At 50.5% G+C, this 15,572-nt stretch carries 10 protein-coding genes; all 10 read right to left on the reverse strand.

Annotation, left to right across the window (positions count from 1 at the left end; genetic code table 11):
• Positions 1–23: 23 nt before the first annotated feature.
• Positions 24–1,118, reverse strand: a complete 1,095-nt coding sequence (locus tag SE18_RS11875) for an STAS domain-containing protein (protein WP_054534676.1) — start codon at positions 1,116–1,118, stop codon at positions 24–26.
• Positions 1,119–1,286: 168 nt separating this feature from the next.
• On the reverse strand, positions 1,287–2,666 hold the full coding sequence (locus tag SE18_RS11880; RefSeq protein WP_054534677.1) for a glycine--tRNA ligase: 1,380 nt from the start codon (positions 2,664–2,666) through the stop codon (positions 1,287–1,289).
• Between the two features lie 410 nt (positions 2,667–3,076).
• Positions 3,077–3,997 (reverse strand): site-specific tyrosine recombinase/integron integrase, encoded by a 921-nt coding sequence (gene xerA / locus SE18_RS11885; protein ID WP_054534678.1) that lies wholly within the window; start codon positions 3,995–3,997, stop codon positions 3,077–3,079.
• 313 nt (positions 3,998–4,310) lie between these two features.
• Positions 4,311–5,132, reverse strand: coding sequence for a DUF899 domain-containing protein (locus SE18_RS11890; protein ID WP_054534679.1), 822 nt, complete (start codon positions 5,130–5,132; stop codon positions 4,311–4,313).
• Positions 5,133–5,375: 243 nt separating this feature from the next.
• Positions 5,376–6,716 (reverse strand): phosphomannomutase/phosphoglucomutase, encoded by a 1,341-nt coding sequence (locus SE18_RS11895; protein WP_054534680.1) that lies wholly within the window; start codon positions 6,714–6,716, stop codon positions 5,376–5,378.
• Positions 6,717–7,449: 733 nt separating this feature from the next.
• Entirely contained in the window at positions 7,450–9,039 is a 1,590-nt protein-coding gene (locus SE18_RS11910) for a leucine-rich repeat domain-containing protein (RefSeq protein WP_054534683.1), read from the reverse strand.
• Positions 9,040–9,130: 91 nt separating this feature from the next.
• Positions 9,131–10,720: a leucine-rich repeat domain-containing protein gene (locus SE18_RS11915; RefSeq protein WP_054534684.1), complete on the reverse strand. Its 1,590-nt coding sequence runs from the start codon at positions 10,718–10,720 to the stop codon at positions 9,131–9,133.
• Between the two features lie 311 nt (positions 10,721–11,031).
• A complete protein-coding gene (ychF, locus tag SE18_RS11920) occupies positions 11,032–12,114 on the reverse strand; it encodes a redox-regulated ATPase YchF (RefSeq protein ID WP_054534685.1) in 1,083 nt (360 codons plus the stop codon).
• A 13-nt stretch (positions 12,115–12,127) separates the two neighbouring features.
• Complete coding sequence (locus SE18_RS11925) at positions 12,128–14,719, reverse strand: hypothetical protein (RefSeq protein WP_054534686.1); 2,592 nt, start codon at positions 14,717–14,719, stop codon at positions 12,128–12,130.
• Positions 14,720–15,487, reverse strand: coding sequence for a 5'/3'-nucleotidase SurE (surE, locus tag SE18_RS11930; protein ID WP_054534687.1), 768 nt, complete (start codon positions 15,485–15,487; stop codon positions 14,720–14,722).
• Positions 15,488–15,572: the final 85 nt, after the last annotated feature.

Here is a 15,572-nt window from a genome sequence, read left to right on the forward strand (position 1 = left end):
TCTCCCAATTACAACGTTGCAGGCTACGAATTCAAGGCTTGTTCCAAGGTGGCAAACGCTGGCAGTCGACTAACATCAATCCCAGAGCCAACCAAACCTTGGGCAACATCAGGATTGATGCCAACTAAGGCGGTTTCGGCTCCAACCAAGCTGGTAGCGGCAATCACCGCCGCCAATTCGCCAGCCATATACACATCAACTAAGGGCACACCAGTTACATCGAGCAGTACTTGGCGGGCACGTTGCTGCACCACCGCAGTAATCACCCGCTCGCGAATTGTGGCCAAACGATCGCTATCAAGTTGGCCGACCAAGGGCACAACCAAACGTCGCCCGCCAAGCGGAATAATTGGCACGCCCAACTCGCGAATAACTGCCGCCTGTTGCTGGTTGGCTTCCAACAGTTGGGCTTGTTCGGTAGCGCGTTGCTTCAATTCAGCCAAGGTATTTTGCAAGGTTGCAGTGCGCTCGGCAACGGTTTGTTCAAGGCTGGATTGCAGCAACTCTAGCTCGGTTTGGCGGGTGCGGGCACTACTCAGCGCGGTTGATAAGGCGCTGCCATAGCTTGATAACACCATCCCCAGCACCAAAGCGACTGCCATATAGCCACCAATAATCCCCCCATAATTTTTATCCATCGGTTTGGCAAAACCAGTGATCTGGGGCACAAAGGCCTCGGCCAGGGCAGTTGCAATTAAGCCTAAGAGACCAACACCAATCATCACAAAGGTCAATTTGCGGCCACTTAGCAAGCTTGCCAAAGCCATGGGCACAGCCAAGCCAAAAATAATTGCGCCACTATCGGCCAAGCCTGTGCCAAGCAACATAATTAATAAAAAGAACGATAAGCCAAAAACACTGCCAAAAAGCGCCAGCTTAAAATAATTGCGCCGCAGCAGTAACAACGCCCCTAGGAAAATCATAATTGCCGAGCCAATGGCAATCGCGATCCCAATTGATTGAGCGGTGGTGACTGGAGCAAGAAAAGGCACAACTAAAGCCCCAGTGCTGGCCAGAAACGAACCTAAGAGAATACCCTGCATAATTTGGGCTTGTTGCAATTGAATGGGGTCGGAATAGTTAAGCGAATGAAGCCATTGCTGAAAAAAACGTTTCACGGGTGGCTCCTCAGGGTGTGGGATTGTAGGTATGAGTTCTAGCGCTATTGTACCACCTTCGTTTACCCTCTTATTCAACTTTAGGTTACAGCTTGCTACCATTTGCTACTATGAAAAAGCCAAGCCCATGAACTGAGCTTGGCTGAAGAGCGATTTTGAGTTAGCGGTTTAGACTAGGCGTTCGCGAATGTAGACGGCTAGTTCGTTGATTGGAATCCGCACTTGGCTCATGGTGTCGCGGTCGCGCACAGTCACTGTGTCGGTTAGGCTGGGATCATCGCCCCGGCCCAAGGTGTCAAAGTCGACGGTGACGCAGAACGGCGTACCAACTTCGTCGTGACGGCGATAGCCCTTGCCGATGTTGCCAGTATCTTCGTAGAAAATGCGGCCAATGCCGGTTGCCATCAAGAGATTCTTCACAGCTTTGGCTTTTTCGACGATCTCTGGCTTGTTGCGAGCCAATGGCAACACCGCAACCTTGATTGGCGCTAAATGCGGCTTGAGCTTCAAGACAATGCGTTCTGAGCCGTTTTCCAAGCTTTCCTTGGTATAGGCTTCGGTCAAAACCGCCAAAACCCCGCGATCAACCCCTGCCGAAGGCTCGATGACAAATGGCACCAGCGGCTTTTGGGTTTCTGGGTGCGGAATCGTCAGCTTGGCAGTGCTATCTTCGTTGGGATCGACATTTGCCGATAAGCCAAAATCTGCTTGGCTACGGGTATGCGAGCCAAGGTCAAAGTCAGTCCGATTGGCAATCCCCTCTAATTCTTCCAAGCCATGTGGGAATTTATACAGAATATCGACGCAGGCTTTGGCATAGTGAGCCAATTCATCACCAGCTTGATGATAGGCTTGCAGATTTTCGCTGAGCAAGCCTTGATCACGCCACCATTGCAAACGAGCTTCGACCCATTGGCTATGCCATTGATCGTCGGTGCCTGGCTGCACGAAGAATTCAAGCTCCATTTGCTCAAATTCACGCACGCGGAAGATAAAGTTGCGGGGCGTGATTTCGTTGCGAAATGCCTTGCCAATTTGGGCAATCCCAAAAGGCAAACGCCGTGCAGTCGAATCAACCACATTTTTGAAGTTGGTAAAGATGCCTTGGGCAGTTTCAGGCCGCAAATAGGCAAACGAGCCTTCTTCGGCAACTGGCCCGACGGCAGTTTTGAACATCAAATTGAAAGGCCGTGGCTCGGTCAAATCGGTTGAGCCACATTTTTCACATTTGTTATCTTTGAGTTGGTCGGCGCGCCAACGGCTTTTACAATTGCGACAATCGACCATTGGATCGGTAAAGGTTGCTTCGTGGCCAGAGTGGCGCAGCACCAAGCGATGGGTCAAAATCGACGCATCGAGGCCTTCCACATCGTCGCGTTCATAGACCATGGCTCGCCACCACGCGGCTTTGAGGTTATTTTTGAGTTCAACCCCCAACGGGCCGTAATCGTAGGTTCCTTGCAACCCGCCATAAATATCCGAGCCAGGAAAAATAAAGCCCCGCCGCTTGCATAATGAAACCAATTCATCCATCGTTGTTGCTGGCATACAAACCTCCATGAAAAGCAAAAGTCAAAGGGCAAAAATCAAAATGACGATCCAAGTCAAAAGGCAAAACCAATTTTTAGATTACTTTGCCTTTTGACTTCTGATTTCTGCCTTTTAAAACGGTCATCCCCAGGCAACGCTATTGCTAGCACTGCCTGGGGACGAAGAAAAAACGCTTCGCGGTTCCACCCCAGTTCCTTGGTTCTGCACCAAGGCACCTTTGAGATCTATTGTAATTGGCTCCCCGTCGCCATTCTGCTGGTTTAGGCGTGTGGGCTTGCACTATCCCCACATCGCTGCACGCTAAGTTCCAGCCTACTTCTACGGTTCATTGCCAATAGGCATCATGTTGTTGGGGCTAACTCTAGCATAGCTGCCAGAATGTCTATTCAGCCCAACGACTGATTTACTTAGGCGCTAAACTCGACTTCGGCTGCATCAGCGATTTTTGGGCGCTGAGCTGCTTGATCATATTTAACGCTGCGGTCGTTACTTACTTGGGTATAAATTTGCGTTGTTGAAATACTTGCATGGCCAAGTAACTCTTGCACTTCGCGCAAATCCCGGCCCCGATTGAGCATATGGGTTGCGAACGAGTGGCGCAAGGTATGAGGGGTTAAATCGCTCAGGCCTAAGCGTTCGGCGTAGCCCTTCAAGATCAACCAAAAGCCTTGGCGGGTAAGCCGCTTGCCCCGATGATTGAGAAACAAGGCGGGGTCGCCGCCGTTGCGGCTAATCTGGCCACGCGCCATATCAAGATATTCTTCCAAGGCGGTGCTTGGGCTGCCAGCAATCGGCAAACTGCGCTCCTTATTGGCCTTGCCCAAGCAGCGAATCTGATGGCTATTCAGATCAACATCTTGAACATCGAGCGCAACCAACTCGCTGACGCGCATGCCAGTGGCATACAACACTTCGAGCATGGCCTTATCGCGCAGGCCTTCGGGGCCGCTGGTCGTGAGGGGCAATTCAAGCAATTCGTCAACTTGCGCGACCGTAATCGCTTTGGGCAAGAAACGATCAACCTTGGGCGAATCCAAGTTTTCGGTTGGATTCGTGGCAATAATATGTTGGCCTTGCAGGTATTCAAAAAACGATTTAATTGCAGCAGTACGACGTGCGATCGTGGAGGTTGCGTAGCGCTTTTCTTTGAGAAAGAGCAAGAACGCCAACAGGTCATCGCGGGAGACGCTGCTCCAGCTGCCTGCGTTACGTTCGACCATAAAAGTAACAAATTGGTCAAGGTCGGTTCGATAGGCGGCAATGGTGTTACCGGTTAAACCGCGCTCAACCGTTAAATAGGCTAAAAACTGTTCTAGCTGCTGCTGCATGAGCACCCTCCAACGTCGGGATATGCGTTTCCAAAATTCCCCGCAGCGCCTATGGTAGCACCAAGAATTGCTTATGTCAAAGATGATTGTTTAGTAGGGGTCGGGGATTGGGGATCGGGGATCAGGTCATTTATTGCTTGCAAATCAGCACTACTTGAACCATAGGCTGCTGCCGATCCCCAGTCCCCAATGACTGATCCCCATGGCGTTGCTTCTGTCAAAGATGATTGTTTAGTGGGGATCGGGGATCAGGTCATTTATTGCTTACAAATGCGCACTGCTTGAACCATGGGCTGCTGCCGATCCCCAGCCCTCAACTGCCGATCCCCACTCGTTTATCAGCGCCAGCGAGATCATCGGAGCGGCCAGCGGCGATGCGTGACCATTGGGCAATTGGGCGGCCAGCAGGCCGATTGACGGGGTGGCCATGCTCATCGGTGCGCATTTGAGCCGAGCGGGTGTTGAAAAAGGGTTGCGGCCAGCCAGCAGGCGAATCTTCCCAAATTTCTTGGCGACCATAAATTGTCATATCAAGCATTGCATACGAGCTGCCCAGTTGCTCGCAGCCGCGACCAGTTGTCCAATAGGTTTCAAATACTCGACCATTATGTTGCAAATAGCACACCCAAATGCCAAAGTGGCGACCAGCAATCAGCCGATCAAGCGAGGCTTCTGGCACAGAATACCAAGGCATCGGCCAGCCCATAAATTCGCGGTAGCGGTTGCTCTCGGCAAACGGGCCTTGGCAGAACACTGCAAAGGTTACATCGCGCGAGTTCAGGTAGCCAAGCTCAAGCACATGGCCAACGTTCATGCTACAACCTTCGCATTGCTGCGCCGCACTCGCACCGTCGTACCACATCATATAGCCTGCAAACAGTTGACTACGACCCTCGAAAACGTCGATTAATCGAACTGGGCCATTTGGCCCAACGACTGGTGTTGTTGCATCGACTTCGACCATTGGCAGGCGCCGTCGCGCAGCAGCAATTGCATCACCCTCGCGGGTATGGGCTTTCTCGCGAATCCGAAGTGTATCAAGTTGGGCTTGGAATGTAGCGCGATCAACAGGTGTGGGTATATTTGGAGGATTGGCAGCGCTCAGGGGAATTTGGTTTTGCAAACCATCGTTCATTGAATGCTCCTTCATCACTACAATAAACTGCCTTGCTATCATAGCATGAATATAGAACATATGACCTATTCAATGAAGGGGTCAGGGACTAGAGGTCAGGGGTCAGGAGAGCATAGAACAGAGAGCACAGAACATGATAATTAGGTAATCTGTGACAATCTATGGCTAAAAACAAGTTCGTGCTCTTCGTGTTCTTCGCGGTTATAACCTGAACCCTAATCCCTAGCCCCTGACCCCTCGTCTCTACGCTTGAATAATCGCCAACACTTCATCGCGTTTGGCTTCCATCAGCTCTTTGCTGCGGGCTTCAAGGTTGAGCCGCAACAATGGCTCGGTGTTGGAGCCACGCACGTTGAAATGCCAATCAGGATAATTGACCGACAAGCCATCCATGGTGTGTTGCTCAGCATTGCTATATTTTTCGGCCAAGGTTGCCAACACAGCTTTCACATCAGCAACTTTGGTGTTGATTTCGCCTGAAATGAAGTAGGTTGATTCAAGCGGCGCCAACAATTCGCTCAAGCTCTTGCCCTTTTTCGAGAGCATTTCCAAGATAATCAGCGAGGGAATCACGCCAGAATCGGCATAGTTGAAATCGCCAAAATAGTAGTGGCCCGTCACTTCGCCAGCGAAAATCGCGCCTTCGTTGGACATCCGAGCCTTGATGAAGGCATGGCCAACCCGCTCCATCAGTGGCACGCCACCAGCAGCGCCAATCAACTCGGGCACGGCCCACGAAGCCCGCACATCATACAAAATTTTGGCTCCTGGGTGTTTTTCAAGGAAATATTGGCCCATCAAGGCGGTCATAAAATCGCCTGAGATAAATTGGCCGCGATTGTCGATTGCAAAGAAGCGGTCGCCGTCACCATCGAAGGCAAAGCCCACATCGGCGTTTTCGCTAACTACGCGGGCTTCGAGTTCGGCGCGATTTTCTGGCTGCAACGGGTCAAGCCCGTGGTTTGGCAACGTACCATCGGGGTCAAGATACAGGCCTATCAATTCGACTGGCAAGCGTTCGTAAACCCGCTGGAGAATTGGCCCGACCATGCCATTGCCTGTGTCAGCAATTACTTTGAGCGGTTTGAGGCTGGATACGTCGATCAGTTGCAAGACCGATTCGATAAATTCTTCGCTGAGGTCAAGCTCGCTCATGCTGCCTTGGCGAGTTGGCTCGCTAAATGCTTCGCTCTCGACCAATGTGCGCAAATCTTGAATGCCTGCATCGCCTGAGAGCAATTGAGGCATTTTTTTGACCATTTTGAAGCCGTTGTATTGTTTGGGGTTGTGCGAGGCCGTCACCATCATGCCTGGCAAGCCCAATTGGGTACAGGCAAAATAATATTGATCGGTGCTAACCATACCGATGTTGATCACATCAGCGCCTTGGTGCATCAAGCCACGGGTAACTGCATCGAAAATCGCTGGGCCTGAAGTCCGCATATCACGGCCAACAATCACTTTTTCTGCTTGTAAAAACGAAGCGAAGGCGCGTCCAATCAAAAATGCTACATCTTCATTCAGTTCGCTGGGGTAAATCCCGCGAATATCGTAGGCTTTGAAAATCCCTGGATTGACCTGCATGGTTATATCCTTTCTGTGCAGAGCGATCATGGGCTATCATACGCCAAAATTGTTAAATCGCGAAGAGCAGGATTTTTAAATGGCTTATGCTGATCACCACCCCCAAATATGTGGGCTTTGGATTGTTGTGGTTGATTCTATACCCAAAACTTGGCGATCTTCGTGCTCTTCGTGGTTGCGACGCAAGGGATCAGGGGCTGGGGATCGGTATCCCGTGCTGTGCCACCCTCTGTCGCCAACCCCGATGATGTTCCGATAGCCAAGAGCCAATCGCCTTCTCCCCTTCGTGATCTTCGTGCTCTTCGCGGTTCCACTCGTCTCTCATTTCACCACCCTTCCGTCCCGCCTCAAGGCGGGAGACGCAGGGGTTTTCATCCCCTGCACCCCTCATATTTGTTTGCTGGATTGTTACAGTTGATTCTGTGACCCCAATTGCTTCACTTTGTGTCTTTCGTGCCCTTCGTGGTTGCGACGCAAGGGGTCAGGGGCTGGGGATCGGTATCCTGTGCAATGCCAACCACCTGTCGCCAACCCCGATGATGTTCCGATAGCCAAGAGCCAATCGCCTTCTCCCCTTCGTGATCTTCGTGCTCTTCGCGGTTCCACTCATCCCTCGTTTCACCACCCTTCCATCCCGCCTCAAGGCGGGAGACGCAGGGGTTTTCATCCCCTGCACCCCTCATATTTGGGCTGTCGATTGTTGCTGCTGGGTTGATTCACCCAAATATATCATTTAGCCCAGATCAACTTTCACGCCATATTGCGCAAAGCGTTGCAATAATTCGGGATCAAACAATTCTGGTTTGATGTGAATATCGATCTCGCGTAATTTTGGCAGTTCTAGCCAGCCTTCGATCCATGGAATTTGGGCTGGCTCAAGGTTGTAGCCAAGCATAATGCTTTCGAGCTTGGTCAATTGATTCAGCCATTCAGGAATTACATGGTTTGGCCCGATTCTGAGATATAAACTCCGCAGTTGCGACAGCTCGCGAATACTGGCAGGAAATGGCTCATCACTTGATAACCCAAATGATAGATGTTTGAGTTTAGTAAGCGTTGGCAAAATGCGTTCCAAGCTCGCTATGGGAATATCATTACCATGAAGATAAAGTTCCTCAAGCTGCTGGAGCTGGCCCAACCTTGGATCAAGATCGGTCAACGCACAATCATCAATCGAAAGCTCGCGCAGCTGCTGCAATTCATGCAACCATGCTGGTAACTCACCGAGTCGATGATTACTCAGCCTTAATTCTTCCAGTCTATGCAAGCTGCGGATGCCATCTAAGCGATGCTCACGGCTGCAATATAAGGTATTCATATGCAGTTTTCGCAAACTATAGTTAGGCTGGGCTGGCGGCAGAATATGATCAATCCCAGTGCTGACAAGATTCAAGGTGTGCAAGTGGGGCAATTCTAAAACCCAGCCGGGCAACTCGCGAAAGCCTTCGCCAAATAAGTGTAGTTCTTCAAGCTGGTGCAATTGGCGAATTGATTCAGGAACTGTGGATTCAGTGATGACTAGCTCAAGGGTTTTGAGGTTTGGTGGCAACGTTGGCGCATCAACATCACGACATTTGAGTTTTTCAAGCGATTCCCATGTGTGCCAGACTTGGCTTATTTCACGAAAATCGCCGTGACTTTCCAAATACGCCAGTTGTGGTAATTCCATGAGCCACGTTGGTACAGGCATGTTGCTATGAAAGTTCAACCTGCGCAAATCAGCCAACTGCCGGAACCATTCGGGATAAACTATTAATTCATCGTAATTAGTCCATAAATCAAGCGCTTCGAGCGTGGTCAGCGTGCCAATTAAATGCTCATTGGGGATGTTTTGGAGCGCATAGGTTAAGTGTTTAAGCTCGAGGCCCGTAAACCAGGCAGGTATCTCAGTTATAGTTAAACCACTAATATTGAGCACTCGTAATTTTGGCAGGTTGCCTACCCAGCGAGGAATTTCGCTCAGCTCGGTAGAGCTAAGATCAAGCGTGTGTAATTGTTGGAGTAATGCTAACTCTGCTGGGAGTTGGGTTACTGATAATTCACCGATATGCAGTTCTTCGAGATTTGATAACTGTCCAATCCATGGCTCTAATACTTCAATTTCATCGTTATAGCTAAGATCCAATCTGCGTAACTTGGTTAGTTTGGCAAGTTCAGGTGGAAGTTGCTGCAAACGATTCATTGATAGGTCTAAGTGTTCAAGATGGGTTAACTCGCCAATTGTTTCTGGTAGCATGGTAATTTTGAGAGAGGAAAGATCGAGGGTTGGTTCACGGGTTTGGGCATTGTGGGCAATCCGCGCCCGACAAAGTTGCTCGTTCATCTTCTACTCCTTAAACTAATTCTTTCGCATCCCCAACCAAGGTACGAGGGATTATTGCCGCCGACAATATTGGACAACAAGGCAATGCTATTTAGCCTAGATCAACTTTCACGCCGCGTTGCTCAAAACGTTGCAATAATTCGGGATCAATAGGATATGGGTCATTAAGCCTTATTTGTAACTCCTTAAGTTTCGGTAGCTCAAGCCATGCTTCCAAGGGCAATGGATGATCAAGCTCTGGTGCAGAGATCCATAGAATTTCAAGGTGCTTCAATTGATTCAGCCATTCAGGCATTACATGGGTTGCCCAGATTCCAATCTCCAAACTACGTAGTTGATGCAGCTGGCAAATACTACTCGGAAATTGGTCATTACCCGATAAATGGAGTGATAGATGTTTAAGTTGGATTAACTGTGACAATACATAATCTAAACGTGTTATTGGAATATAGTTATCTGAGACATGAAGCGCTTCAAGCTGCTGGAGCTGGCCCAACCTTGGATCAAGATCAGTCAACGCGCAATCATCAATCGAAAGCTCGCGCAGCTGCTGCAATTCGTGCAGCCATGACGGTAGTTGTTCTAAGGTATGCCCACCCAAACTTAATTTTTCTAGCCTATGCAAGCTGCGTATGCCATCTAAGGTATGGTGGTGGCTACAGAATAGACTATGCATCATGAGTTTTCGCAGGCAATGGTTGGGCTGGACTGGCGGCAGAATGTGATCAATCCTCGTACTGACAATATCTAAGGTATGCAAGTTGGGCAATTCTAAAACCCAGCCAGGCAACTCGTGGAACCCTTCGCCAGATAACTGTAGCTCTTCAAGGTGGCGCAATGAGCGAATTGCTTCAGGAAAGGTCTCTTGCTTGATCATTAGCTCTAAGGTTTTGAGATTTGGAGGAAAAGCTGGAGCACTAATATGACCGCACTTGAGCTGCTCAAGCGATTCCCAAGCATGCCAGACTTGGCTAATTTCGCTAAAGTCGCCATAGCTTTCCAAATATGCTAGTCGAGGTAATTCGATTAACCATGTTGGCACAAGCGTTTGACTCTGATAACAGAGCCAGCGTAAATTATGCATCTGCCTAAGCCAGCTTGGAAAAGCCGTAGGTTTACGATGATCATATTGTAGATCAAGCTCTTCGAGCATGGTCATGGAGTCAATCATATGCTCATTGGAGATACCTCTTGGATAATAGACCAAATGTTTAATTGGTAACTCGCTTAACCACGCTGGAAATGTGGTCAATTTTTCTAATCCATCAATATCGAGCATATACAGCGTTGGCAGATCGAGCAATTCGCGTGGCAATGCTTCAAAACCATCAAGATAGAGATTCAATTTTTGCAACCGTGGTAATCGCGTTAGAACAGTGGGAATGCCCGTGGTTGGGGTTGCCCGAATATGCAATTCTTCGAGGCTGGTCAATTGATCAAGCCATTCTGGAATGGTGTCGAGGTTGAAAAAACTCAGATCTAAGCTGCGCAACTTCGTCAGGTTGGCAAATTCAGATGGTAACTGCCGCCAGTAATTATAGCGAACATCTAATACTTCAAGATGGGTTAATTCGCCAATTGTTTCTGGTAGGCTGGTCAGGTCAAGATGGGAAAGATCGAGGCTTGGCTCACGGGTCTGGGCATTGTGGGCAATCCGCGCCCGACATAGTTGCTCGTTCATCTTCTACTCCTTAACCAAAACGCCACTTCTTTACTTCAAGAAGTGGCGTTTTAATTTGATCAATTAACGATTCGTTGTGCTGCCTCACCCCAGTCTTTCGCCTACTTCTAAGGATTGGTTTTCTCTTTGAGCCACAAAGTTTTATGGTTCACCGATCACTGCATTCAAGGCCCTGATTGCCCTTGAGGGGGTGCAGGGAGCTTTAATCCCCCTGCGTCTCCCGCCTTGAGGCGGAACGGAAGGGTGGTGAAAAACCACTAAGTGACTACCAAACCGATCCTAGAAAGTGCTAGATCAAGGGCGAGGGATTGCTACACGTTGAACAAGAAGTGGGCAATATCGCCATCTTTGACAACGTAGGTTTTGCCTTCGAGCCGCACGGTGCCAGCTTTTTTGGCGGTCGCCATATCGCCAGCCTTCATCAAATCGTCGAAGGCCACGATTTCGGCGCGAATAAAGCCGCGTTGCAAATCAGAGTGAATCGTGCCAGCGGCTTCGGCAGCCCCAATGCCTTGGCGAATCGTCCAAGCACGCACTTCGTCGTCGCCTGCGGTCAAGAAGCTAATCAAGCCCATCATCGTATACGAGGCCTTGATCACGCGGTCGCGGGCGGGCTCAGTAATGCCTAAATCGTCCATAAACATTTGGGCATCTTCATCTTCGAGCTGGGCTAATTCGGCCTCAACTTTGCCTGCCAAGGTCACAATCGCAGTTTTTGGCTTGTCGTATTCCAAAACTGGCGGCGTTGCAAGTTGCTTTTCGTCGATATTGACAACGACCAACATTGGCTTGCCACTGAGGAATTGGAAGCCGCGTAGCACTTTGGCTTCTTCTTCGCTCAATTCTTGGGCGCGAATTGGCACATCTTGTTCGAGGCCAGTATACAAGCGCTCAAGTGCACTCAGTTCGACCATCCGCGTTTCGCGATCTTTGCCGACCATTTTGGTCACTTCACCACGCAAGCGGCTCAAACGACGCTCGATAATCGCCATATCCGAGAACATCAATTCCATATCGACCGAGGCTAAGTCGCGGGCAGCATTCACCGTATCTTGGGCATGCGGCACGCCATCATCCTCAAAAGCACGCACCACATGCAACAAAGCATCAACTTGGCTGATGTAGTTGAGAAACTGTGGATTCAAGCCGCCACTTTCGTGGGCGTTGCCACTCATGCCAGCCACGTCGATATATTGGACGTCGGCTGGGGTGAGCTTTTTGGGCTTGTACATTTTGGCCAAGGCATCAAGCCGCTCGTCGGGCACTTTGACCATGGCGATATTTGGCTCGATCTGGCCTGATGAATAGGCGTTCGTTTCAGCGGTATTGCGGGTTAGTGCATTAAATACCGTGGTTTTGCCGCTGTTGGGCAAACCAATAATCCCGATTTTCATGAAACCCCTTTATTTATGGTGTTGGTGTAATTTGAACCGTTGGTGTCGTGGTTGTGCCACCCAAGCTTTCACGTGGTGGCGGTGGCGATGGCAAAACCATCGAATAAATTCGGTTGCTATTGGCAAGATACAGCATTTTGCTGGAGCCGCTGCCAACTACTGCCACGTCGTTGAGCAATTCGAGCTTGATGGTGCTGGTGCTCGGCACTTTCAGCTGTTGAATAATCTCGCCTTGGCGATTGACTTCGATCACTCGTTGATTGACTGCATCGACGATGAAGAAATGGCCTTGGTTGTCGCGGAAGGTTTCGGCGCTAACTTCTTGCTCGACGAACAAGCGCCGCGCCCGCAATGGCGGATCAAGCGCTGGCACGCTCACAGTATCGATCAACGAGCCGCCCTCGAAAATGCCAACCGTGCCATCAGGCTGCAACATATAGATCCGCCCATCAATCGCAATATCGACGACCGCTTTGGTGTTGAAATCGCCAGTTGATTCGGTGATCCAATTTTCGGGCAAGTTGGCAAACTCGCCTGAGCGATAACGCAGAATTTCGCCAGCGGTTGCGCTATCGGTGCGCCCCAAATCGTAGACATACAAACCGCCGCCGTAGGTCTCAATATCAGGGAATGGCTGGCGCGTCCAGAGTTCGCTGCCTTGGATGGTGCGCGAAACCCAGGTTTTGGTGTCGCGCAAATAGAAATAGATGTTTGATTGGGCATTGAGATTGGGCGGTGCGTCGATTGCCGCTAGCTCACCTTCGCGCAACATCACGCTGCGAATTGGCGCTGCAGGCAAGCCTGCAATTTCATCGCCATCTTTGAGCAAGCTGATCGGCTGGCCGCTGCTGCCTTCGGTGTAACTATAAAGCGCGCCGTTTTCAGTGCCAATAAAATACAAGTCGTTTTTGCCAGTGTTTGGCGTGACAATCAGCTTGCCAATCGTATCGCTGGTTGGCATTGTTGTCACCAACTTGAGGTCGGTCAAAAACGATGTGCGATCAATGCTGGCCCGCAGATTATCGGATTTTTTGCGCAACGCCAGATAATCGGCCTTGCGGGTTGGGTTGCTCATATAGCCCTGATCGCTGGCCAAGGTTTCGAGATGCGTGTCTAATTCGCCCAATTCTTCCAAGGCGGAGCGATCATCGGTGGCTTTAACTGCTGTTTCAAACTTGGCATTGGCAACATTCAAGCTATCTTGGTAGGCAGCTTCGGTGTTTTGGGTGCGCCGATCTTGCACATAGAACCAACCACCGCCAACCAACACAATCAGCAAGGCGATTAATGTCCATGGAATGTTGCGTCGCCGCGAACGCCGATAGGATAAATCGCCACCGCGAGCTTGGGCAAAGCGCGGCAATGGCGGCGCCATCGGGCGGCTATTGCGGCCAAAATTGGCAATATAGGTCACAATTGCTGCCAGCAAATAGCGAAATGGCGCAATGAATTTTTGCCAGCCAGTCAATGGCACAACCGGATCGCGCTGGGGCACGGGCACGGCGGCAAAATCGACAGGCAACGGCTCCATGTCGGTCAAATCGATGCTTGGCGCACTGCTAGCGGCCTGAATTGCCGCGACCATGCTGGTTTCGCCCAAATAGGCGCTGGGCAACCATTGCTCAGCATCACGCAAACTGCGCGGGCGATAGCGTGGGCGCTCGTTGAGCCAGCCCATATCGCGCGGGTCAACGTCCTCAAGCTCTGCTGGCATTGGTGGCAGTTCGTCGATGGCCGAGCTAGGATCGCCGGTTTCATCATCTTTTTCGCGGCGCACCATCAAGGCAGCATTGGCCGTAACATCGCTAATCCATTCGCCAACCACGCTGGCAGCGGCCTTGCCTCGTTCAGCCAAGCCCTCAGCAGAGAGCAATTCGCTATTTGGGTCGACAAACGGCAGCATATCGATTAAGGCAACGTGGGCTTCGTTCAAGCTATTGCGCCGCGCAATTGCATACAATTCTTCCAGCGAAGCAGCAGCCTCGGAAAGGCAAAACATGCGCTCTGCATCGGCTCGACCGAGCACCCGCGCCAAGCGACTTGAGCAAAGCACCAACATATCGCCAGCTTCGACCACGTTGCGAAACATCTCTGGCTCGCTGAACAAGCTTGTGCCAAGCGCGTTGGGCGGCATAATCGTTGAACTGCTGACGTTGCCTTGCCACGAAGGATTGGTTGGCAAGGCCCGTAATTGGCCGCGATGGGCAACATAGGCTTGGGTTGGCTGCACTTGGGCAATATATAAATCGTTGTTGCGCAAGACCGCACATGTACAACCAACTGCGGTTTTTTGGTGATGCGCAGCCTTGAAATTAAATTCATACAGGGCTGTATTGGCAGCTTTTAGGGCATTGCGCAAGCCAGAGGTAATACTAAATGAAGTATCTGCATAAAATGTTTTAATTACGGTTTGGGTAACAAGATCGCAAGCTTCTTTACCGCGCGCACCTTCGTTGACTGCATCGGTTAATACAAACAAATGGCCTTTGCGAGCCTCAGGTGCGAACAAATTATTTGGCATCGCACTATTAATGCGATCGCTCACATCTTGGCGCAAACCATTGACAATGCCAAATTGATAGGTTTGTAATTTATAACGTGACATTTAAGCGTTATTCCATATCGCAGTACTTAATCGTTGCACCCAATCAAGGTTGGTCATATCGAAATGCAGCGGCGTAATCGAGACATGGTTGTTGGCCACTGCGCCAAAATCGGTTCCATCGTCGGGCTTGCCTTCAGGCGCGGCCCCACCAACCCAATAATAGGGCCGACCGCGCGGATCAAGCCGTTTGATCAGCTCGTCGCGATAAATTCGATGGCCCAAGCGGGTAACTTTGGCATCGTTCACAATTTCTGCCGAGCCTTGCGGCACATTAACATTCAACAAAATATCGCTGGGCAATTGCAGTTCCATGGCGCTGGCGGCAATCCGGCGTGCCCAAGTGGCAGCTACGCTAAAATCGCTGCCCGGCTTGTAGCCATCAACCAGCGAAATCGCAATTGAACGAATGCCAACTACGAGGCCTTCCATGGCGGCGGCAACTGTGCCGGAGTAGAGCACATCGTGGCCTAAATTTGCGCCAAGGTTGATCCCCGAAACCACCAAATCAGGCTGATGATCGAGCACGCCCAGCAAAGCCAGGCCAACACAATCGGCGGGCGAACCATCGCAAGCGAGCGCTGGGCTGCCATCTGCAAGCTGCACTTCATTGATGCGCAACGGGGCGAACAAGGTGCGACTATGACTACCTGCGCTCCAATTGCGCTCAGGCGCAACAACAGTGACACGGCCAAGCTGCTCAAGTTGGCCTTTCAACGCCAACAAGCCAGGGCTATGCACACCATCATCATTGGAAAGCAAAATGTTCATGATCGCTCCTCAGGCCACCAGAGCCTGCTCATTCGCGGGCATTATAGGGCATTATGCCACGACATGCCAAACGCCGAGCGCTTGT

This window comes from Herpetosiphon geysericola (assembly GCF_001306135.1).
In the GTDB taxonomy this organism is placed as follows: domain Bacteria; phylum Chloroflexota; class Chloroflexia; order Chloroflexales; family Herpetosiphonaceae; genus Herpetosiphon; species Herpetosiphon geysericola.

Bases quoted from the DNA above. Each gene is read 5' to 3' on its own strand.
- SE18_RS11880 (WP_054534677.1), bottom strand. From the start codon at position 2,666: ATGCCAGCAACAACGATGGATGAATTGGTTTCATTATGCAAGCGGCGG.
- surE (WP_054534687.1), bottom strand. From the start codon at position 15,487: ATGAACATTTTGCTTTCCAATGATGATGGTGTGCATAGCCCTGGCTTG.
- SE18_RS11915 (WP_054534684.1), bottom strand. From the start codon at position 10,720: ATGAACGAGCAACTATGTCGGGCGCGGATTGCCCACAATGCCCAGACC.
- SE18_RS11895 (WP_054534680.1), bottom strand. From the start codon at position 6,716: ATGCAGGTCAATCCAGGGATTTTCAAAGCCTACGATATTCGCGGGATT.
- SE18_RS11910 (WP_054534683.1), bottom strand. From the start codon at position 9,039: ATGAACGAGCAACTTTGTCGGGCGCGGATTGCCCACAATGCCCAAACC.
- ychF (WP_054534685.1), bottom strand. From the start codon at position 12,114: ATGAAAATCGGGATTATTGGTTTGCCCAACAGCGGCAAAACCACGGTA.
- xerA (WP_054534678.1), bottom strand. From the start codon at position 3,997: ATGCAGCAGCAGCTAGAACAGTTTTTAGCCTATTTAACGGTTGAGCGC.
- SE18_RS11925 (WP_054534686.1), bottom strand. From the start codon at position 14,719: ATGTCACGTTATAAATTACAAACCTATCAATTTGGCATTGTCAATGGT.
- SE18_RS11890 (WP_054534679.1), bottom strand. From the start codon at position 5,132: ATGAACGATGGTTTGCAAAACCAAATTCCCCTGAGCGCTGCCAATCCT.